This window comes from Hominibacterium faecale (genome assembly GCF_020734085.1).
GTDB classification, from domain to species: Bacteria; Bacillota; Clostridia; order Peptostreptococcales; family Anaerovoracaceae; genus Hominibacterium; species Hominibacterium faecale.
Genome location: NZ_JAJAGH010000007.1, coordinates 301606 through 323245 on the forward strand (window position 1 = coordinate 301606; position 21640 = coordinate 323245).

18 protein-coding genes and 1 pseudogene are annotated in these 21640 nt (G+C 47.6%); 4 read left to right on the plus strand and 15 right to left on the minus strand.

The window, feature by feature from the left end; translation table 11 throughout:
• Window positions 1-18: 18 nt before the first annotated feature.
• The 12 genes from LG211_RS11035 to LG211_RS11090 all read right to left on the minus strand — a co-directional run bounded on the left by LG211_RS11035 (window position 19) and on the right by LG211_RS11090 (window position 12245).
• Window positions 19-1068 (minus strand): Ldh family oxidoreductase, encoded by a 1050-nt coding sequence (locus LG211_RS11035; RefSeq protein ID WP_269477528.1) that lies wholly within the window; start codon window positions 1066-1068, stop codon window positions 19-21.
• A gap of 24 nt (window positions 1069-1092) precedes the next feature.
• Window positions 1093-1851: an SDR family oxidoreductase gene (locus LG211_RS11040; protein ID WP_148398047.1), complete on the minus strand. Its 759-nt coding sequence runs from the start codon at window positions 1849-1851 to the stop codon at window positions 1093-1095.
• A gap of 26 nt (window positions 1852-1877) precedes the next feature.
• Entirely contained in the window at window positions 1878-2801 is a 924-nt protein-coding gene (locus tag LG211_RS11045; protein WP_269477529.1) for a dihydrodipicolinate synthase family protein, read from the minus strand.
• 349 nt (window positions 2802-3150) lie between these two features.
• Window positions 3151-4524 (minus strand): aspartate aminotransferase family protein, encoded by a 1374-nt coding sequence (locus LG211_RS11050; protein ID WP_148398045.1) that lies wholly within the window; start codon window positions 4522-4524, stop codon window positions 3151-3153.
• Between the two features lie 27 nt (window positions 4525-4551).
• On the minus strand, window positions 4552-5661 hold the full coding sequence (locus LG211_RS11055; RefSeq protein ID WP_148398044.1) for a glycerol dehydrogenase: 1110 nt from the start codon (window positions 5659-5661) through the stop codon (window positions 4552-4554).
• 14 nt (window positions 5662-5675) lie between these two features.
• Window positions 5676-6458 carry an SDR family NAD(P)-dependent oxidoreductase gene (locus LG211_RS11060; RefSeq protein ID WP_148398043.1) on the minus strand — a complete coding sequence of 261 codons (783 nt, stop codon included), beginning with the start codon at window positions 6456-6458 and terminating at the stop codon, window positions 5676-5678.
• 73 nt (window positions 6459-6531) lie between these two features.
• Entirely contained in the window at window positions 6532-7071 is a 540-nt protein-coding gene (locus tag LG211_RS11065) for a VOC family protein (RefSeq protein WP_148398042.1), read from the minus strand.
• Between the two features lie 69 nt (window positions 7072-7140).
• The gene (locus LG211_RS11070) at window positions 7141-8637 is read right to left on the minus strand and encodes an APC family permease (protein ID WP_269477530.1); all 1497 of its coding nucleotides are present in this window, start codon (window positions 8635-8637) and stop codon (window positions 7141-7143) included.
• A gap of 83 nt (window positions 8638-8720) precedes the next feature.
• On the minus strand, window positions 8721-9509 hold the full coding sequence (locus LG211_RS11075; protein WP_269477531.1) for an SDR family NAD(P)-dependent oxidoreductase: 789 nt from the start codon (window positions 9507-9509) through the stop codon (window positions 8721-8723).
• Window positions 9510-9523: 14 nt separating this feature from the next.
• The gene (gene iolN, locus LG211_RS11080; protein ID WP_148398039.1) at window positions 9524-10618 is read right to left on the minus strand and encodes a 3-dehydro-scyllo-inosose hydrolase; all 1095 of its coding nucleotides are present in this window, start codon (window positions 10616-10618) and stop codon (window positions 9524-9526) included.
• A 28-nt stretch (window positions 10619-10646) separates the two neighbouring features.
• Entirely contained in the window at window positions 10647-11429 is a 783-nt protein-coding gene (locus LG211_RS11085; protein ID WP_269477532.1) for an SDR family NAD(P)-dependent oxidoreductase, read from the minus strand.
• Window positions 11430-11453: 24 nt separating this feature from the next.
• On the minus strand, window positions 11454-12245 hold the full coding sequence (locus LG211_RS11090; RefSeq protein WP_269477533.1) for a hydroxypyruvate isomerase family protein: 792 nt from the start codon (window positions 12243-12245) through the stop codon (window positions 11454-11456).
• A gap of 304 nt (window positions 12246-12549) precedes the next feature.
• Between LG211_RS11090 and LG211_RS11095 the strand changes: the two genes are divergently transcribed.
• The 4 genes and pseudogenes from LG211_RS11095 to LG211_RS11110 all read left to right on the plus strand — a co-directional run bounded on the left by LG211_RS11095 (window position 12550) and on the right by LG211_RS11110 (window position 18855).
• Window positions 12550-14430 carry a sigma 54-interacting transcriptional regulator gene (locus tag LG211_RS11095; protein ID WP_148398036.1) on the plus strand — a complete coding sequence of 627 codons (1881 nt, stop codon included), beginning with the start codon at window positions 12550-12552 and terminating at the stop codon, window positions 14428-14430.
• 99 nt (window positions 14431-14529) lie between these two features.
• The gene (locus LG211_RS11100) at window positions 14530-17307 is read left to right on the plus strand and encodes a PAS domain-containing hybrid sensor histidine kinase/response regulator (RefSeq protein ID WP_269477534.1); all 2778 of its coding nucleotides are present in this window, start codon (window positions 14530-14532) and stop codon (window positions 17305-17307) included.
• A gap of 99 nt (window positions 17308-17406) precedes the next feature.
• Window positions 17407-17604, plus strand: a pseudogene (locus LG211_RS11105) (GntR family transcriptional regulator); the annotation flags it as partial.
• 138 nt (window positions 17605-17742) lie between these two features.
• The gene (locus LG211_RS11110; RefSeq protein WP_269477562.1) at window positions 17743-18855 is read left to right on the plus strand and encodes a GntR family transcriptional regulator; all 1113 of its coding nucleotides are present in this window, start codon (window positions 17743-17745) and stop codon (window positions 18853-18855) included.
• Between the two features lie 62 nt (window positions 18856-18917).
• Here the strand turns inward: LG211_RS11110 and LG211_RS11115 are convergent, their stop codons facing one another.
• From LG211_RS11115 to LG211_RS11125, 3 genes are read right to left on the minus strand one after another with little or no spacing between them, the layout of a single operon-like run.
• Window positions 18918-20192, minus strand: a complete 1275-nt coding sequence (locus LG211_RS11115; protein ID WP_148398034.1) for a sensor histidine kinase — start codon at window positions 20190-20192, stop codon at window positions 18918-18920.
• Window positions 20179-20856: a response regulator transcription factor gene (locus tag LG211_RS11120; RefSeq protein WP_269477535.1), complete on the minus strand. Its 678-nt coding sequence runs from the start codon at window positions 20854-20856 to the stop codon at window positions 20179-20181. Before LG211_RS11120 ends, LG211_RS11115 begins: the two co-directional genes overlap by 14 nt.
• Window positions 20857-20859: 3 nt before the next feature.
• Entirely contained in the window at window positions 20860-21630 is a 771-nt protein-coding gene (locus tag LG211_RS11125) for an ABC transporter ATP-binding protein (protein ID WP_253020019.1), read from the minus strand.
• Window positions 21631-21640: the final 10 nt, after the last annotated feature.

The window sequence follows — 21640 nt, forward strand, 5'->3', positions numbered from 1 at the left end:
GTTTCGTAAACATCACTTTTATTTGTAATTCAGTTTTACCTTATACTTCTTCGCCAGCTCCACCAGCGGTGCGAAGGTATCGTCTTCGATTTCAATGCCGTCTTTGCGCGCCTTTATCTCCTTTTTCAATTCGATCTCGCCCGGCATAAAGATTTCCTTGATGTTTTTTGCTTTCTTACCGTTCTTCATATCTTGGATATATCCGTCCATTCTATTTTTAAACGCTTCCGGATCGCCAAATGTCTTGAGGTCGACGGCCATAAAGAAGTTGCCGCAATCCTGCGGGTTTTCCAGGTCATTGTAGATCGATCCCAGATGGACCCCGGTATCGGAGCCGCTGAGCACACCTGCCAGAATCTCCATAACGACTGCAATGCCGTATCCCTTCGGCCCTGCCATAGGCAACAGAAAGCCTTTCAACGCTTCCGCAGGATCGGTGGTCGGATTTCCTTCGCGGTCCAAAGCCCAGTTGTCAGGAATCTTTTGTCCGTTAATGTTGGCTACAATAATCTTCCCTTGCGCCACTGCGCTGCAGGCCGCGTCAAAAATAACCGGCATCTGCTCCCCGGCTGGAAATGCGAAAGAAAAGGGGCTGTTTCCGATGGCTTTGCTGGCTCCGCCCGGCGCTGCCATAAGGGCCGTGGTATTGGCACAGGAGAATCCGATCATATCTTCTTCTGCTGCCATTTGGGAATAGAAGGCCGCGATGCCATAGTGATGGCTCTTGTTCATACCTACCATACCTACGCCGCAAGTCTTTGCTTTTTCAATGGCCAGCTTCATGGCCTTTGTTGCTGTAATCTGACCCAGTCCGTATCCGCCGTCAATTACCGCCGATACCGGTGTTTCATGCAGAATCCGAATTTCTGCACGGGAATTGACTAGTCCCATTTCCATTCGTTTGATATAAATGGGAATCCTGCTGACGCCGTGGGATTTGATTCCCCGAAGGTCTGCCCGGATCAGGACGTCTGCGACCATCTGCGCATTTTCTCTGGTCGTTCCTGCAGCCTGAAAAAGGTCTGCGACAAACTGCCAGATCTCTTTATGGTCTACTTTTACTGTCATGGTTTTCTCCTTTCCGCAGCCGGCTTAACGGGCCAGCCAGCCGCCGTCTACTGCCAGAACATATCCGTTGATATACTTTGCTTCTTCTGTACACAGGAAGAGGATCGGCCCTGCGATTTCTTCCGGCGTCGCCCATCTTCCAAAGGGGATTCTTTCATTTAATTCCTTGAATCTCTGAGGATCGTCCTTATGGGCCTGATTCATCGGTGTGTCCACATATCCCGGCGCTACTGCGTTGACGTTGATGCCGTGTTTTGCCCATTCATTGCAAAGTGCCTTTGTGATGCCGGCGATGCCGTGCTTGCTTGCGGCATAGGAAGGAACCCGGATGCCGCCGCTGAAGGCCAGCATGGAGGCCAGGCTGACAATCTTTCCGCCGTTCCCCTGTTTGATGTACTGCTTGGCAGCCTGCTGGCTCAACAGGAAACAGGTAGTCAGATTGATGGTGATCGCTGCGTTCCAATCTTCTTCTTTGTAATCGATGGCATCGCATCTTCTTGCAATACCCGCATTGTTAATTAGTACATCAACTCTGCCAAAGGCTTTTACTGCCGAGGATATAATTTTCTCTGCCAGGGCCGTATCCGTCTTGGTCAGATCGGCCTGCATATATTCCACTTTTGTACCGAACTTGCCCTCAATCTCCTTTTTTAATTCCGCGCAGTCCGCATAATCCACACCGAAAATATCAAATCCTGCTTCCGCGAACTTCATTGCCACCCCTTTCCCGATACCGCCGCTGGGCCCGGTGATAACTGCAACTTTACCATTGATTGTAAACATGTTTGTTCCCTTCTTTCTCTAATTTGTTATTTCACAGATTTTTTTAATTCTTCATACATAGCATCGACTTCTTCCAGCTTGGCCTTGATCCTCGGCTCTTCCTCCGGCAGGATAACATCCTGGGGCATCATAACCCTCTTATCAATATGTCCTCTCAGAGAAATGGCATATTTGGCCGCTGCTGTGGCATTTTTCGACATGCCCAGGATTTTTCCCGATTCACGGATCAGTTCATCGTACTGAATGGTAAGTTCCACATCTTTACTCTTAGCTGCTTCATATGCGGATACGAACATTTCCGGGAAGGCTGGTCCCAGTGCGGGAACAAATCCATCTGCACCCATGAGCACGCCTGATAATGCCTGGGGCGTTGCGCCGGAAAGGACGCTGAACGAGGTATCCTTGTATCTTCCAACCATCTTGAGGAAATCCGTATAAGCGGCCGCGCTGTCTTTGTATCCTACTACACGCTCGTCCATATCTGCGATCTTCATCACCGTATCCGGCGTCAGCTTGATCCCGGTAAATGGTGGAATGTTGTACACAAACAGCTCTACGCTGGTTTCTTTGAGAATCTGTTCAAAATGTCTTATCGTCTCATCCTGCGATGTATGTCTGTCGTAGAAGATCGGCGTAACGGCTGCGCAGGTACCGCCCATATCTTCCAGGGCTTTGATGTTTTCGATGACCCTTCGGGTACTGGTATCCATCACGCCGGCGATGACAGGGACTCTGCCGTTTACCTGATCCAGGCAGATGCGGATCGCATTATTTCTTTCCTTCTGCGTCAGCTGCATCGTCTCTCCATTGGTCCCGGCAACCAAAAATCCATGCAATCCGCCCTTTATGCAATACTCAATCAACGCTCTGAACCCCTGCTCATCAATGTTTTCATCTTTATCTACAGGTGAAACGATCGGGGGAATGATCCCATGATAGTTCTTCTTCACTTTCTTACCTCCTAAGATTTAATCTCTTTTGTCCATATATAGAGCAAAATATGTGCCAACTGATTTTTGTATAAGGAAAAAGCCTTTTTTGTGTATATAAGCTGCCTTTCTCCTGGAAAATGGGTTTACTTCATGACGTTTATCATCCATCGACAGCCTGGCAGCTTATCTTTGTATTTATGCATCTATTGCAAATATCCACATTCATTGCAAATTGCAATGAATTCTTTAAAACAACCAACATTTCCTTAAACAAACAGATTCCCGTCAGGAAATTTCATCCATACCGGGAATCTGTTTGTTATCTATGGTATGTTAAAAGAAAAGCTTACTGTCTGCCGATCTTCTTTTATTCAGCAATATACTTATAATCATTGTCGTGCATCTTCTTCATTGCAACGTCAGCCGCTTCCAGCGTCTTATCGATATCTTCCATAGTATGGGCCATGCTCAGATAAAGTCTGCCGCCGAACATTAGAAAGACTCCCTGTTCCTGCAGATATTTCTGGAAGGACTCCACTCTCTTTGGCTTGAATTCAGCCAGCTGTTCGTTGGTATAAAGGGTCTGTCTGCCGCCTGGGATACCAAACAGTGTGGAAAACATGCCCGGAGCCTCTGTAATGGTCATTGGAATATCCCGTCTCTTGGCAATCTCGTCAAGGCCTGCCACCAATTTTTCCTGGATCGGCTCTCTTCTCTTATAGCATGCGCAATCATCTTTTGTCAGGATATCTAAGGTCGCCTTTACTGCACACTGGCCAAAGGCCCATCCGCGATAGGTACCCGGAGTCAGTACGCCGTTTTCTACCACCTGCATGACTTCTTTCTTGCCGCATACGCAGGATACCGGGAATCCGTTGGAAATGGCTTTCCCCATCGTACAAATATCGGGTGTCACGCCCAGATATTCCTGAACACCGCCGATGCCGACCCGCAGTCCGGAAATAACTTCGTCCATGGACATTACCACTTCATATTTGTCGCACAGTTCTCTGATCTTTTCCAGCCATCCTGGTTTGGGATAAAGCATTTCATGGTTTGCAACGATTCCTTCCAGATGAATGCCTGCAATTTCCTCATGGTATTTTTCAAAAGTGGCTTCCAGTCTTTCAAAATCGTTCCATGGCAGCATGAACACTTCTTCTCCCGCTGTCTGTTTTCTTCCCAGAGTAGCATACGGATAATCATCCGGCAGATCTTCTGTGCTAAAGTCCGTATATGGTTTTGCGTTGGGATCCGGATTGGCGCGGCCGCCCAGTACATCGTCCACCCATCCTGCATAGTGGCCTTCAAATCGGATGATGACCGGCCGGTTCCTGTACCCTCTCATGATTCGGAAAGCAACCTGAACGGCATCGGTTCCTGTGATAGCGAATTTCACCTGTTCACAGCATGGTATGTATTTCTTCAGCATTTCCGCTACTTCCACATCGTAGGGGCTGAACAGCAGATTGGAACCGATGGATGTTCCTGCTGTATCCAGGTATTCTTTTAATTTTTCGGTCCATTCCGGCATTGCATACCCCAGAATGTTTGGGCCCAGGGCGCCGTTGTACTCGATATATTCATTTCCATCTACATCGTAAAGATGGCTTCCTTTGGCTTTGTCAATGAACAGTCTGTAATCGGTGACATCCATCGGTACACGCAGATTAGAATGTCCTCCTGGGATCAGTTCCATAAACTTCTTGGACAGTGCTTTGCTTTTTTCGTTTTTTAACATTTTTTCCTCCTTGTTGCCAGCTATTTATTAGAATAATTTTTTGCCTTCTTTATATAATTTTCCGATCTGATCGGCTGTTTTCATAGCTGCGATCGCCTCTTCAACCGTCACATGGAAGGGATGGTTTTTTGTCGGCGGCAGATCGACCACGCATTTAGCCACAGTTTCAAAGTCAGCCTCATCCATATAGTCCAGCTTTACATCGGCAAGGCAAACCGGAAGGCCTACTGCCGCGCAGAAGCTGTACATCTCATCCATCTGTGCCTTTGGCGCTCCCTGAAGCACCAGCGTTGCCAGTGTGGAGAAGGTCACATATTCTCCGTGAAGCAGCACTTCTTTTCTATTTTTCAGTTCACAGAATCCTGTATAGAATCCATGGTCAGTAGTTCCGCCGTTTACTTCACAGCCGATACCGGCCAGCAGGATGTTGGTTTCAATGATTTTTTCCAAATCCTTCGTTACCACATGCTGTTCACAGGCATATTTAGCTGCCTGCCCGTGCTCCAGCAGCAATTCATAAGACAGCTTTGCAATGGCATAACCCAGCTCCGTCGCCTGTCCGCCCAGCTCGTTATTTCTATAGCCCTCATAACAAGTAGTGGCGCATACGATCTTAGCCATGGCATCGCCCATACCTGCCAGCAGGAATCTTACCGGCGCATTGGCTATGATCTGGGAATCCACCAGTACGATGTCGGGATTTTTGTCAAAACTATCCTCGCCGTCTTCTGAACCATCTTCATTGTAAATGCAGGCGCATCTGGTGGTAGCCGCGTCACTGGCAGCAATGGTTGGTATGATTACACATGGCGTACCCAGCTGATTTGCCACCGCTTTAGCTGTATCGATGACCTTTCCGCCGCCCATGCCGATGATGCAGCCGCAGGCTTCTTTTTCGGCCTGCTGTGTCAGCCGGGCAATCTCTTTTCTTGAAGACTCCCCGCCGAACTGGGCGAATACGATCTTATAACCTTCTCCAAAGCTTTCCGCAAGCTGTGCTCCCAAGTCCTTGACTCTTCTGGGACTGGCGATCACAAGAAACGAATCACCCATGGATGCCAGGTGCTCTTTTACATGGTTTAATTCTCCCGGACCCTGTATGTACAGTCCCGGTGAGCCAAATTTTCTTGCTGTCATAGTTACCTTCCTTTTTATACGTTCACAACGCCTCCTGTAATATCGATCGTACAGCCTGTTATGTAATTAGCCTTGTCACTGGACAAGAAATACATCAAGTTCGCGATTTCTTCCGGTTCCGCCAGTCTTCCGAGAGGAATTTCTTCAGTGCGCATTTTTTCGAACTCTTCCGCAGTCATGCCTTCCAGCACGCAGGCTCTCTTGAAATAGGCGCGAATCATTTCCGTATTGGTGCAGCCCGGTGCAATGGCTGTGCAGCAGATGCCATACTTGGCCAGATCCAGTGCCATTGTCTGGGTCATCATGCGCACGCCTGCCTTGGAAGCGCCGTATGCGTGACCTCCCGGTTCACCGACAACGCCGGCCTGTGAGGAAATAGAGACAATTTTACCGTTTTTCACCTTGTTTTTCACCATGTTCTTTGCGCCTTCCTGAGAGAGGAAAAACGCTGCCTTTAGATTTAAATCCAGGCTCAAATCCCAGTTTTCTTCTGTGTATTCCAGCATATCATTGTACAGAGAAATACCTGCGCAGTTGGCGATAACATGTACTGCGCCAAAGGTCTTTTCTACCTTTTCCATCGCTGTCTTAATCTCTGCCACAGAGGTCAAATCTGTCTTGATCGCCAGCGCTTTACCGCCAAAGGCTTCTACTTTTTTAGCGTTTTCAATGATTGCCTCCTCGTTTACATCCAGCAGGACAACATTAGCTCCGTCTTTTGCATACTGCTCGCACAGCGCGAAAGCAATTCCGCCTCCCGCTCCGCTTACGACACATGTCTTACCATTGAATTCCATAATATTATCTCCTTTTAAAACTTTTCAATTACCTATGGATATATGTACGCTGTCAGAACCTGTCTCCCGTATTTTATTTGTACCAGGGAGGAGGGACCAGCCGCGCATCTGTTGTCTTTTCGTATGGAAGCTCTCCTGGCTTCCACCTCATAATTTCAATAACAAGTCCCCAGGTAGTTACTGTATAAATCCAGTCAGCACTGTCGATTGCACCGCCAGCTTCCTTTTCAATATCCCCCATTACAAGTACATCAGCTCTTGACCTCAGTACCTTCACCGCCTCTTCTATATCTTCTGCGAAGAAACAGATATGCGCCCCTCCTTTTTCACAGGGGCGAGGCGGAACTGCATCCTTTTGACCAGGGTTCTGATATTCCAATAGCTCGACATTGGTTGTTCCTCCGTGAGTAAGCAGCGCGCAGCGCATAGGTGTTCTTTCTGGTTTTGTTTCACCCGGCCAAACATAACCGGCATCATCATATGGTCCGCCCGTGAACACGATCTCACAGCCGAACACATTGACAAACAGCTCAACGGCTTTATCCAAATCAGGCACGGTATAGCCCACATGATCTACACATATTCTTCCAGGGATTTTTGTTGGATTTTCCATAATCAGTCTCTCTATTTATTTTGGCCGGCCGCCTTTCCAAGTGCCGCCTGCCCCGTAATGAAACTATTTTTACATCTCTTCCATTTCATCAACACTCATATTTTCAGGATCGTAACGCCCGATTCGCAAGTAGGTATCCGGCTTATTCTTCTGCAGCCAGTTGGCATAGATGAGCGCCGCAATTACATATACGACAATCAGTCCAACGATGATCACAGACCCTCCGGTGGCTGTCCCCAGGAACTGATTGAGGTTCAACGCACAGAGGATTACCGTGAAGCCGATGCCGATCAGTCCGATGATCGGAGAAACAGTCGTATGGAATGGGCTGAAGTTATATTTCTTTGCATTCTTTCTCATGTAAACCAGAACTGCCACAGCTACCAGGCCCAGGATTGCAGTCACACACAGATTGCCGATTACGTTTGGTCTGGTGTAGGTGTATTCCGCATCAAATCCGCAGATGATTCCCAGGATCACGATGAGAACGATCCACAGGATACCGATGGAAATAGCCGCAACATACGGGGAATGCTGTTTCGGATGGATTTTGCCGAAAGCTTTGGGGATTACGCAGTCCACTCCCAAGGAGTAAAAGTATCTTGCACCAACGTTCTGGATCGCAAGACCGGAGGCAAAGATGGAGATAATGGAAATGATCTGAATAAAGTGGCCTGCAAAAGGTCCCAGGAACCCGGCCATGACGCCGCTGAACAGGTTGGCTGAATCCGCTTCTGCTGCTGCTGTTACATTGCTTGCTCCAAAGTGAGCGATGAAGCCCCATGCGCACAGCAGGTAGAAGATACCAATCCCGAATACTGCGATAAACGTAGCTCTTGGGATCGTTTTCTTTGGTTCTTTACACTCTTCTCTGTAGATAACCGTTGCCTCAAATCCATAAAAGTTACCCATTGCAAAAAGCATGGCAACGCCTAGGGTTCCAGTCGAAACATCAATGAAGCTGAACATGGGACCGCCGGAATTGGCAGGAGAGCCATTTATAAAGCACAAAGCATCAAAGATCAGCATGATCCCCGCTTCAAAACACATTACAATAAATAGGAATTTTGCAGAAAAATCAATGCTCATGGATGCCAGCAATGTGGATAATACGGTGAAAGCGATGGCATAGATCCACCACGGAATAGCCGGACCGCCTGCGCCCTCAACCAGACCGCCCACAACAATGGCCATCAGTCCCGGCATGAAAAAGCCCACGAGGGAATATCCAATGGCCGATACCATGGCCGCCGCCAGCCCCACCTTTTTGCCCAGGGCATCGGTGATATAGGCGTAGAAGCCTCCCGGCCTTTCCATTACCGTCCCCATTTTGGCAAAGCCAACGGAAAAAAATCCCAGGGTTATGATGCAGATAATATAAATCCATGGCGCCGAGTTGCCCTGGCCGCCGTCTGCATTGCCGTAGATCAAGAGCTGCGGGATGAATCCGGTCGCGGTTGAAAGCGGCGCGGAAAACGCCAATACCGTCATAACCAGAGCGCCGACGCCCATACTGCCTTTCAGACCAGTACCTTGGTTGTTCAAAGTGTTTCCATTCTCTGTCATAATAAGTTCTCCTTTTAAAAATTTTTGTAAACTCAAATAATAACGACAGTAGAACTGATCAGAGTCAAACCCCCTGCTCAGCTTTATACAGTTATATTTCCACCGGCAATGGTCAGTACGACACCGGTGATATAAGATGCATCTTCCGATGCAAGATAAGCCATCATGCTCCCCACTTCTTCCGGGGCAGCCATTCTTTTCAGCGGCACGCCCGCAGCGACTTCCTGTGCGTAGCTTTCCGGATCGTTTCCTTCCAGCGCACCCCGCTTGGCGTATACATCCTTTAACATTTCTGTGTAAGTGAAGCCTGGAGCGACAGCCACCACATTGATATCATATTCACCTAACTCCAGAGCCACTGCCTGACACCAGGCGTCCATAGCTGATTTTGAAGCACCGTAGGTGGAATTTCCGTATTCTCCCACCTTCCCCGCCTGGGAAGAGATGAGTTCGATGGTTCCATGGATGCCGTTTTTGATCATATGTCTGGCCACTTCTCTGGACATGAAGACCGCTCCCTTGAGGTTAATGTCCATCATGTTGTCCCAGAATTCCGGTTCCAAATCTACCAGTTTTGATGGCTTCCAGATACCCGCGCAGTTGAACAGAATATCAATATGCCCGAACGCTTTTACGCCTTCAGCAACCGCCCGCTCAATGTCCGCCAGGTTTGTGACATCCATTTTCACTGGCAGCGCCTTGACACCGAGAGCCCGAATCTCTTCTGCGGCTTTTTCAAGCTTTTCCAATGTTCTTCCGCAGAGGATCACCGAAGCTCCGCTGTTTGCCGCGGCAAGGGCGGCTGCTTTGCCGATCCCCTGGCCTGCGCCGGTAATAATCGCCACCTTGCCGGTAAGTTTATAATCGTTCATGCTTTCCTCCTTTCTTATAAAATCGTCTTGGACAAACCGTATACCGACTTCCAGCCTTCTGTATGGGGCTCTTTCAGATAAGGCGCCAGTTCTTCCTTCGTTCTGAGGGTCGTTTTTTCCGGATCAGGAACCGTTCCCGGCGGATAAGCTTCCAAATATTCATCGATCAGCATGACCAGATATTTCATAATAGCCAGATAAGGTTTCTTCAGTTTATCTGCCGTAGCGGCCGTGGCTTTTCCGGCTACTCCGTTGGGCGTGGCGACAAACGCCATTACATTATGGCCTTCTCCGTCTTCCCAGCGGCTGGGATGGGTGTCATCGACGCTGCCGTCAAAATGTCCGCCCGGCAACACGCCCGCACCGGCTCCATTTTCCACATAGTCCATATTGACCATATCCGGAAAACACAGCAGACCGCATCCGGTCTCAGCCTCGCAGGCATGGGTAAACATGGTTTCAAACTGACCGCCCCATTCCTTTAAGGCAAACATTTCTCTTACGGCTCTGTGCCAGTCAACAATCCGGTAGATCCCCGGGAGCTGATATTCTTTCATGAACTTCCAAACTGCTGTCTGCAGTACCGGCAGATGCCCATGGTTGTTGATCAAGATCATCTTGCGATATCCCGAGTTCCATAACCCCAGCATGACATCTTTCAGCATGCTGATGGCGGTTTCCTCATGAAGTACGATGGTTCCGTCCATACCCACATGGCTCTGGGGATGGACGCCGTAAAGGAGCGGCGGGAAAGCGATACTGACCTGGGGACCGTGGTTTAAGGTATATCTTCTGACACCTTCTGCAATGGCGGTCACCATGAAGGTATCCATACCGGATGGATTCATAGGTCCATGGTCTTCGGTACATCCGATTGGGATCAGTACCACATCGTTCTTTTTTCGGATCTCATCCTGCTCCTTGCCGGGTGTTGTCTGAATATAGGATCCGGCTTTGCAAAGTTCAGGAGGCGCCGGGAATCCGAACGCTTCCAGCTCTTTATCGACTTCTTCGTCACTCATGTAAAAGACTTCTTTTTTCATTCTGCCGATCTTATCGTCTGTAAAAGCGATATTCGGACTCGGTCCTGCAATAAATTTTTCTGCCATTGCTCTTCTCCTTTTCTCTCATAATTTGTTATACATTAACGTTTCCCCCGGTGATATCGATGGTTGCACCGGTAATATAATTTGCTTTATCGCTGGACAGAAACCAGATCAGATCCGCGATTTCGTCTGTCCTGGCAAACCGCCCCAGAGGAACTTCCTGCGCACGCATTTCTTCAAATTCCTGTTCTGTCATTCCTGCCATTTCCGCTCCGTTTTTCAGATAATTGCGGAACAGTGGCGTATCGGTAATTCCCGGAGCGAGTGCCGTGCAGCAGATTCCATATTTCGCCAAGTCCAGTGCCATTGTCTGCGCCAGCATACAAATCCCGGCTTTTGAAGCTCCGTATGCATGTCCGCCTTGTTCACCTACCCGGCCGGCCTGGGAGGATACTGAAACGATTTTTCCATTTTTCACGCCATGTTTGACCATATTCTTCGCTGCGGCCTGGGAAAGAAAAAACGTTCCTTTTAAGTTGATGTCCAGGCTTAAATCCCAATTTTTCTCCGTATACTCCAGCAGATCGCCGTAAAGGGAGACGCCCGCGCAGTTAGCCAGAGCATTTACGGCTCCAAAGGATTGGTCGACAATTTCCATGGCTTTTTCAATTTCCGCCACAGAAGCAAGATCGACTACCATGGGGAGCGCTTTTACATCATAGGCTTCAATTTTTTCCACAGCCCGTTCCAGAGCCTTCATATTGACATCCAGCATAACCACATTGGCGCCGCTTTTCGCGTACTTTTCACAGACAGCGAATCCGATGCCGCCGGCCGCCCCGCTGACCACACAATTTCTTCCTGTTAACTCCATTGTCATTTCCTCCTGCATTTTGTCCTATTCTACTTTCGCACGAAGCTTATCAAAAGCTGTCAGCACCTCTTGGGTGTTTCCCTGAGGTGTAATTTCAAAACAGACGATGCCGTCAAAGCCGTTTTTCTTGAGACTGGTCAATAGGAACTGGTAGTTGATCTCCCCTGTTCCGGGCTGGCCTCTGTCAGGTGCGTCCGCAATGTGGATATAATTCATGATGTCCAGATTGTGCAGCATGTGATTAGCCAGGTCTCCATGCATGATCTGCATATGGAACAGGTCGCAGAGCATCTTTATATTGGGCGAGCCGACGGCGCGGATGATATCCGCCGTTACGCCTGCGTCCACCAGAAACATACCGGCCAGATCGCCAAGATTGTTAAGAGGCTCCAGCCACATGGTGATCCCCTTTTTTTCCAGGATCGGCGCCGCCTTGACCAGCGTGCTGGTGATATTGGCAATCTGCCGCTGCGGACTATAGACCTGGTTGAAATTCGACGATCCGTCCTCTCCGATGGAATTGGAATGTACGATGATCGAGTCGCAGTTAAAAAACTTAGCTGTTTCAATGGATTTTTTCATCCAGTCAATAAAGTCCCCGCTGACCGTGTTATCACAGAGAGACCAGTCCAAATCCCCTTTGAAACCGCTGATCTTCAAGTCATGCTTTTGACATTCTTCTTTAATCCGTTTAACGTCCTTCTCCTGCCAGCCCCAGAACTCCACATAATCGTAACCTGCTTCTTTTGCCGCCTTAAATCGATCGTAAAAATCCAGTTCCGGGAACAATTCTTCAATATTCAAACAATATTTCATTTTCAACCTCCTTGTATGTCACAGCCTGTTTTGACCTTTGCTCCTATATAACGCAAAGTCTGTGCCAAAAAAATTAACAATCTGTTACAAGATGTTACAAATCGCTGAAATTCTTACAAATATTCGACTTTTCAATAAATTCAGGCGTAAAATCCGACCCATAGGAAGAAATTTATCATTGTAAAATGCCGTTCACCTTTGCATTATGCAATGATGCGCAAGGCTTTTTCTTGCATTTTCCTCTAGCGCATGCTAAGATTGGTACATATTATTCCAACGCCAATTCCCTTTTACGGAGGTACATATGGATTATTCTGTAGCGATTATTCTGCCCAATACCCTTACCTACAACACCACCAAAGAGGTCTTAAAAGAGCTTAATCTGGATTACCCGCTCTATAAGGCCACGGAACATGATGCTGTAAGCATTGCTAATGATCTGATTGCCAGGGGTACCCGAATTATTATTTCTACCGGTCTTGCCTACCAATATTTAAAGAGGGAAGTTTCCATTTCTCTGTTGGAAATGCCTTTCAGCGGGCTGGAAGCTGCCATTGCCGCAAAAAAAGCATTGTCCTATTCTAACCGGATCGTCCATATTGGGACAGCTCCGTTGTTTCACTATTTGCAAAAAGGCTTGGAATTTTTAGGGGTGGAACAAAACTGCATTCGATTTTGTGAATTGGATATGGAAAAGACCATTGAGGAGCAGACGTTAGATATGCTCTCAGAAGGATATGAAGTGATCATCGGCGGTTATCGGGCGGTAAAACAGGCCCAGCGTTATGGAAAACAAGGGATTGAAGTCAACGTGGACGAGCTGGTCATTCAGACTACGATCCTCAATGCACAATCCATCGCTGCAGAGATGATTGAAAAAGAAAAGAAAAGTGAGCTTGATAATGCAATTCTCCAGGCCACCTCGGAAGGAATCATCGCCGTCGATGTAAATCAACGAATTCTCCGAGCCAATCCTGCCGCGGAACGGATTTTTAACGGTTCTCTTTTGGGTCTTCGCTTTGACGATGCTCTGCAGCAAAATCATGTCGTGGATATCGATACAGTCACACCCGACCAGCTGGAAGATCCTTCTCAGTATACTCTGGTAATCCTAAATAAACTTCCGGTAATCGTGCATGGAGAGGAACAGGGAAGCGTTATCTCCGTTAAAAAGGTTTCGGAAATCCAGGAGCTGCGTCATAAGACCAGAAAGCACTTATATGTCCAGGGCTTATGGGCGGAACATTATTTTGCCGATATTAAGGGAACCAGCAAAGCCATCACCGCTGCCAAAGAAAAGGCTGAAATATATGCCAAATATGACAGCGCCGTTTTAATTTCCGGTGAAACCGGAACCGGCAAGGAACTCTTTGCCCAGAGTATCCATAATACCAGCAGAAGAAAGACCCAGCCCTGGGTCCCTGTAAACTGCGCTTCTCTTCCAGAAAATCTAATTGAAAGTGAGTTATTCGGGTATGCGAAAGGCGCCTTTACCGGTGCCAATAAAGAAGGGAAAATGGGATTTTTCGAGCTTGCCGACGGCGGAACCATTTTCCTGGATGAAATCAGCGAGATTCCCATTACCACACAATCCAAACTCCTCCGAGTTATCCAGGAAGGAGATGTGATCCGCGTAGGCGGGGATAAAATCATTCATGTGGACATCAGAGTCATTTGTTCCTCCAACAAAAATCTGCTGCAGCTGATCCGTGAAGGCAAGTTCAAAGAGGATTTGTATTATCGCCTATGCGTTTTGGAACTCAAGCTGCCGCCGCTGAGGGAACGTAAGGAGGATATCAAGGATCTGGCATACGCTCTGCTGAACAAGTTTAATCATCAGCATGATAAATATATTACCAGCATCGCTCCCCAGGCACTGCAGGTTTTGGAAAATCTCCCCCTTTACGGCAACGTCCGCGAGCTTTCCAATATCATTGAGCGGACGGTCATTCTTTGCGAGAAGTCATCCATTGACGAAACGCTCTTACGGGAGACCATCGATTCATCGGCCTTAACCGCAGCACCTATCTCTGCGGCTTCCAGCGGCAAGCTGAAGGATCTGCAGAAAGAGGTGATTTTGTCCACGCTGGAGCAGTGCGGCGGAAACAAAGCTGCAGCAGCAAGGGCCCTGGGCATTGATCCTTCGACCTTATGGAGGAAAATGAAAAAGTATGAGCTGACATAAAAATTGATTTCCTTTTTATCATTGCTTTTATCTGTTCAACTAGATATAATATGAACTAGGTAGTTCCCAAGCAGTTTGTCGTAAAGAGGAGTTGAATATATGAAGCATCAAAAAAATCTCAATATGGAAGAAAATTGGAATATCCCTGAAGCCTGTACAACGGAGCTATCCAATTCACTCATAGAGACCATCGGCTGCAGCGCCGGCAAATACATATGCGAAAGTACCTTATCGCTCCTATGGGCAAACAGCCATTTTTATAAAAGCATCGGTTTTGCAAAGGAGGAGTTTCACTCCCTTTTTAGAACCCTCACTCAGTACTTTACCAATCATCTCCAGGAGCTAGACAAACTCAAAGATGCTGCGAGAACTGCGATGGAATTGGCACAGACCTCATTCACAGTTGACTACCGCATGCCTTCTAAAAACGGCAGCTTTATTTGGGTGCGCACAAGAGGAACTTTTACTGGCGAAATGATCGAAGGACACCCTGTCTTTCTTGCTGTTCATTCCGATATCACTGATCTTGTCTTGGAAAAGGACCGTCAACGCCAGTATTTCGAATGGATCTTGGAAGAATATGAGGGGAACGCCTATGTCAGCGACATAGACACCTATGAACTCTTGTACGTAAATCAGACCTCTCTGGACACCCTGAAGGCCCGCGAAGAAGATGTAATCGGCCGAAAATGTTATGAGGTTATCCAAGGCCGGACTTCTCCTTGTCCTTTTTGCACCAACTCCAAACTGAATCCCAATGAGGTGTATAAATGGGAATTCTTCAATCCTGTTCTGGATCGGACTTTTATGATCAAAAACAAGCTTATTATTTGGGATGGACATACGGCACGCATTGAACTCTCTCACGACATGTACAGCACAGAATTCAAGCTGGCAAAAAAAGACCGGGAGCGGGATGCTCTGCTCAAATCAATTCCCGGGGGTTCTGCCCGCCTGGATGCGAGAGATTACAGCACTATTCTCTGGTACGGCGCCGAATTCCTGAATCTAATCGGTTATACAAAAGAACAATTTGAAACGGAGCTTCACTCCCAATGCACCTATGTGCATCCGGACGATCTGGAACGCTTGATTCCGATCATGGAAAACATGCAATCCTCCGGCAAAAGTATGATTACGGAAGTTCGGATTATTACACGCAGCGGCGAAACAAGAATCTTGACCTTGACGCTTTCTTATGCCGCCGCCGAGGATAGTTGGGACGGAATACCCTCCTTTTACAGCCTGGGCATTGATGTGACCGCCGAACGCCTAGAACAGGAAAGACAGCGCAAAGCTCTGGAAGATGCCTATCAGGCAGCCAGAATAGCCAGCTCGGCCAAGACCAACTTTCTGTCTTCCATGTCCCACGATATTCGAACGCCAATGAACGCCATTATGGGAATGACGGCGATTGCCCAAATGAACCTCACATCACCGGATAAAGTACATGACTGTCTGAGCAAAATCAATGTCTCCAGCCGTCATCTTCTCGGCCTCATCAACGAAGTCTTGGACATGTCCAAAATAGAAAGTGGAAAAATTGATTTAGCGCCTGAGGAAATTCACCTGCCGGAGCTGATCCAGAATATCTCAGATATATGCAGACCTTTGATTAGCAAAAAACAGCTGGAGCTTAATATAAGCGTCTGTGATGTACAGCATGAAACGATTATTGCGGATGGCGATCGATTACAGCAAGTCTTAATGAACTTGCTGTCCAATTCTATCAAATACACGCCCGAGGGCGGAACTGTATCCATGAGAATTAAAGAAGGCTCTTCTCCGATTGAAAGCAAAGGACAGTTTGAGTTCTCCTTCACAGACAACGGGATTGGTATGCCGGAAGAGTTTATACCCCATTTATTTGAACCTTTTTCACGGGCCGCCGATTCACGAATCAGCAAGATTCAGGGAACAGGTCTGGGAATGGCCATTACGGAAAATATTGTTTGTATGATGAACGGTTCTATCGATGTAAAGAGTGAGCTCAATAAGGGAAGTCAGTTCACCGTCACCCTTCCCTTTGAGCTGATCGATGAAGAATTCTCTTGTGATAGCGAACTAATGGGACTTCCTATTCTTGTCGTCGATGACGATAAGGCCACATGTGTAAACGTGGCTGCTCTCTTAAATGAACTGGGCATGCGGGGTTATTGGGTTCTATCCGGCGAGGAAGCCATCATCCGCGTATGTGAGGCACATGAATGCAGCGATGATTTCTCTGCCGTTATTTTGGACTGGAAGATGCCGGAGATGGACGGCATGACAACTCTGAAAACGATTCGCCAAAAGCTGGGAAAGGATGTTCCTGTCATTATAATATCCGCTTATGATTACTCCAATATAGAAGAAGAATTTCTGCAAGCCGGCGCTGATGCCTTTATCACCAAACCCCTCTTCAAATCCAAGGTGCTCCATGTTCTTCACATGCTCCTTTCCAGCGGCAGAGTTGACACCTCAAATATGCGGATGGAAGAGACGCCTTCGGGCCTTTTTGGCAAACGCGCGCTGCTGGTAGAAGACAATGATCTGAATCGCGAGATTGCTCTGGAACTGCTCCAAATGCAGGGAATGATTGTGGAGTATGCAGAAAATGGAAAGCGCGCCCTGGATATGTTTGAAGAATCATCATCCAAATACTATGATGTAATTCTGATGGACATTCAAATGCCGGTCATGGATGGCTATGAAGCCACAGAAAAGATCCGCAGTCTAAAACGAAAGGATGCCAAATCAATCCCGATTCTGGCTTTAACTGCCAACGCTTTTACCGCTGATATCGGAAAAGCCTATAATGTCGGAATAAATGAACACATTCCAAAGCCCATCGATGTGAATTTTTTAATAGAAATTCTGCAGAAATATATTGGTTAAACAAAACTTTCGTTCAATGAAACGCCTTTCTGTGCTAATATAAAAGAATCCTCCCGATAGCCGGCACTTATGAAGCAGATTTTAGAAAGGATGTTCACAATGCCTAAGAACGATAACAGCCAGGAGCAAACAATTTATCGCACTCTTGCGGGCAAAATACAGATGGGATTTTACGACCAGGAACGATTCCCCTCTGCAAAAGCTATTGCAGACCAATTTCAAGTTTCTTACTGTCCGGCCCAGCGAGCACTCAAAATGCTTGAAAACAACGGCCTGGTAAAGCTGTGCCGCGGAAGGGCTACTGTCGTTCTAGCCAAACCATATGAAAACTATTTAAAAACGGATATATTCCGGCAGAGGGCTGAGGCGCTGCTGGATCTTTGTGCAAGTTTGAAATTGATTTCACCGGCCATCTGTTTTCACAGCATCCGGCATATGGAGATCGATTTTTCCATGAGCTCTCGCTTCCAAGGCGAATTGCCATCCAATGGGATCAGAGATCTCTATCAAAAATTTGAACAATCCCTCCATGCTCTTGGAAGCCGTACTGCGCTCAATCTATATTATGATATCGGCGCCTTTGCAGAAAGCGCTTTTGTAGATATTCTCTTTAACCAATATGGCAAAGCAGGAGCTATTTCCTTTTTTCAAGAAATAAAAAAGGAATATCTGACATATATCCAGCAATATACCGAAAAAACTTCCAACCGTTCCATGAGGCCTTTAGAACTGTTGTGTCAGCGTTTTTTTGAAAAGATTGAAGCTTATCTGCATGTCTTTGAATCGACATCGAACAATCTGTCTCCAGAAACTTTTTCATGGGAACCACATAAGGGGCGCACCCGATATTGTGATGTCATTGCCATTGATCTTGTGTGCAAAATTAATCAAAACGTTTATCCAGTAAGCACGCTGCTGCCCAATGGTTCTATCTTGGCAAATATATACCATGTTTCTGAAATTACAATTCGCAGAACAATGGCCCTACTCAACAAATTGGGTGTGGCTAAAACCGTTAACGGCGTTGGGACTCGTGTAATTTCTAAGGGGGATTCCACGATTCCCCGCAAGCTAAAAGAGCTCACCTTAGATGATAACATGAGAACGTTTCTAGAAGCTCTCCAGCTGCTGGCAATCATAGGGGGACCAGTCATGCGGTATACATTTCCTCATATTCATCAATCGTTCTTCAAAGAGATTATCCATGCGGCGTCCCAGTCCGGTGAAAAAAGAGCTATGGTTGATGTGGTCAGCGCCGGTCTGCAGGCTGTAGTCAATTGCTGTCCACTTGCGGCTATACGGGAAATTTACAGCAAGATCACCTTGCAGCTTTTGAATGGCAGCGTCCTGCGCCTTGAGGAAACCGGTACAGAGCCGGTTCCCGGATGGGTACGTATCGCCGATCCTCTATTGGAAAGTTGTCGTTCTTCAAACCAAGATCGGTTTGCCAGCGCTTATCAGCAGCTATTTGAACAGAACTTTAACAGCACAAAGCAAACACTGATAGAACTCGGCGTTGATGGGGCCGATGGTTTAACCGGATTTTAAGCTGCACTGAATTAAAAATTAGTGTAAAGAACGATTCCTGCTCTGTTGTTCCCGCTTCCCCTCTATCCAAAAACCAGCACAAAGGCCATCCCGCCCTCCTCTTTTTGCGCAAAGATTTCCCCGCCCATTTTACGCATGATCTCCCGGCAAATGTAAAGCCCCAGCCCGGTTCCCGGAATCCCTTCGCTGTTGCCGGCCCGAAAAAAGCTTTCGAAGATATGGTTAAAGTCATTATCGCTGACAACAGACCCGCTGTTAAAGACGCGGATCAGCTGACAGTAATCCTCTTCAAAAAAGGTAATCTCGATGCGCCTTCCATCGCCATATTTAAAAGCATTTTCAAACAAGTTTTCCAACACTTCCGCCGCCCGCTGCAGATCGCCCTTCAGCAGCCGATCTTCATAAGCCCCTACTTCCAGTTCCACAAGCCGGATGCGGCATTTCTCACCATAGGTAGCCAGCACCTGTTTCATCAGCTGATCTAAATAAAATTCTCCTTCTTCGATCCGGATGTCGAGAATATCCTCCCGGGACGTTTTCATAATCTCTTCCACATAGCGCTCGATCTCCTCCGCCTTAACCCCGATCTGATGAGCGGCGCGGGTCCGTTGAGCTTCGCTGTCATACATCTTGTTTTCCAGCGCATTACCGTACAGCTTGATGGTTCCCAGCGGCGTTTTGATATCGTGGGACAGGGAAAGGAGCAGCTTTTTCTTTTCTTTCTCCAACTCCATCTGCCTCTTTTTGCTGGCATCCAGCGTATCTTTCAACTGACCGATCCCCCACAGAAAGCGGCCGAAAAATTTATTGTTTTCTTCTTTCACAATCCCCTTGAAATGGCCGCAGGCCAGTTCCTGAGGCAGACTGCTCAGCTGCTGAAAAGGCCGGATCAATCGGTATTTCAGGTACAGCAGCACAGCCAGCAGGAACAGCTCCATCAGTGCCAGGCAGATTTGGACCAGCACCAGCAGCATACCGGTATCAAACTCGGGCTCCTGATAATCAAACCGCAGATATCCTTTTAAACGATCGTTTTCAAAGAGCGGTTTGATCTCCGACTCCAGTTGATTGTCCTCTTCATAAAACAGCGCCCCCTGTGCTTCCTCCATTGCATCTTCCACAGAAAGCCAGGTTACCCGTTTCACATGGTCATACCAATGCAAATTAAGCTTATCCAGAGGGGCTCCCCCGGATAAGCTGGTGTAAATGCGATTAATTTCCACTTTCCATGCCTGATCCTTCTCACCTGCCGTATGCTTGACTCCATATCCTGCGGCGGCAGCCAGCAGAAGATAGACCAGGACAGAAACGGCGATCAAACCATTATATTTCTTCATAGCGATACCCGACTCCCCAGACCGTGCGGATCCTCTTTGGTTCACGGGGATTATCTTCTATTTTACTGCGAAGCCTTTTCACATGAACGGTCAGGGTTTGGCTTTCGCTGAAACTGTCGCTGCCCCAGATGCGATCAAAGAGGAATTCTTTGCGCAAAGTTTTCCCTGGATTTCGGACAAAGAGGAGCAGCAGCTCATATTCTTTCACGTTCAGCTCTACTGGTTTGCCTTTCAGACTCACACATCTGGATTCCAAGTCAATGGCAAGATCCCCTGATACCAGGGGGCCTTTCTGCTGGCTGCCGTAGGCTCTCTGCATCAGTGCCCTGACTTTCGCTGAAAGGATTTCCCCATCCACTGGCTTTTCCACATAATCATCCGCTCCCAATTCATAGCCGCTGAGCTTATCTTCACGGCCCGAACGGGCGCTCATGATGAGGATGGGCAGATTATGCTGCTTTCGCACTGCCCGGCATACGGCAAAACCATCCATCTCCGGAAGCATGATATCCAGCAGCATCAGCCGGACAGAGTGGTTTTCCATATACGATACCGCCCCTTTTCCCGTTGTCACCCAGCAGACTGTATAGCCGTCCCGCCGCAGAAACGCCATAATCAGCTCCGCCAGCTCTTCATTATCTTCTACCAGTAAAATATCGTTCATCCATTACCATCCTAATTTTATCAGCCAGTCATTGAGCGCTCTTTCCCGCGCCCGGATATCCTGGGTATTCTTCCATTTTCCCAAGGCGAACTCGTCACGAATATTGCCGTCCTCAATATACAAAACCCGTTCACATTTTGCCGCCACCTTCATATCATGGGTAACCAGCAGGATGCTGGTTCCGCCTTCGTTGATGCGGCACAGCTCATCCATAACCTCAATGGAGTTCTGTTTATTGAGGGCTCCGGTAGGCTCGTCGGCAAAAATGATTTTGGGCTGGTTGATCAGGCTGCGGCAGATACAGGCTCGTTGCAGCTGGCCGCCGGACACTTCGGTGATATCGTTTTCCCCAATGGCGCTGATCCCCAGCTTTTGCATCAGAACCTTTGCCCGCTCATTGGCGGCTTTTCTCCCGGCTTTGCTCTTTCCTTCCCTGGACTGATACGCCGGTAATAATATATTATCATACACGGAAAGATTTTTCAGCATATACATCTGCTGAAAGACAAAGCCCATCTCTTCCAGCCGCAGATCGCTGATCTGTCTTGCATTGAGACTCGTCAGCTCACTTCCGAAAAAATCCACTTTCCCGGCCGTCGCCTCATCCATGCCGCTGACCGTGTAGAGCAGTGTGGTTTTGCCCGATCCGGAAGGTCCCATGATTGCTGCCATTTCTCCCTCTTCAATGGTCAGATTTACGTTGCGCAGAACGTTATTCTGGCGTTTATTCACAATATAAGTTTTACAAAGATTGGTTACGTTTAATACTCCCATTTCATTTCTC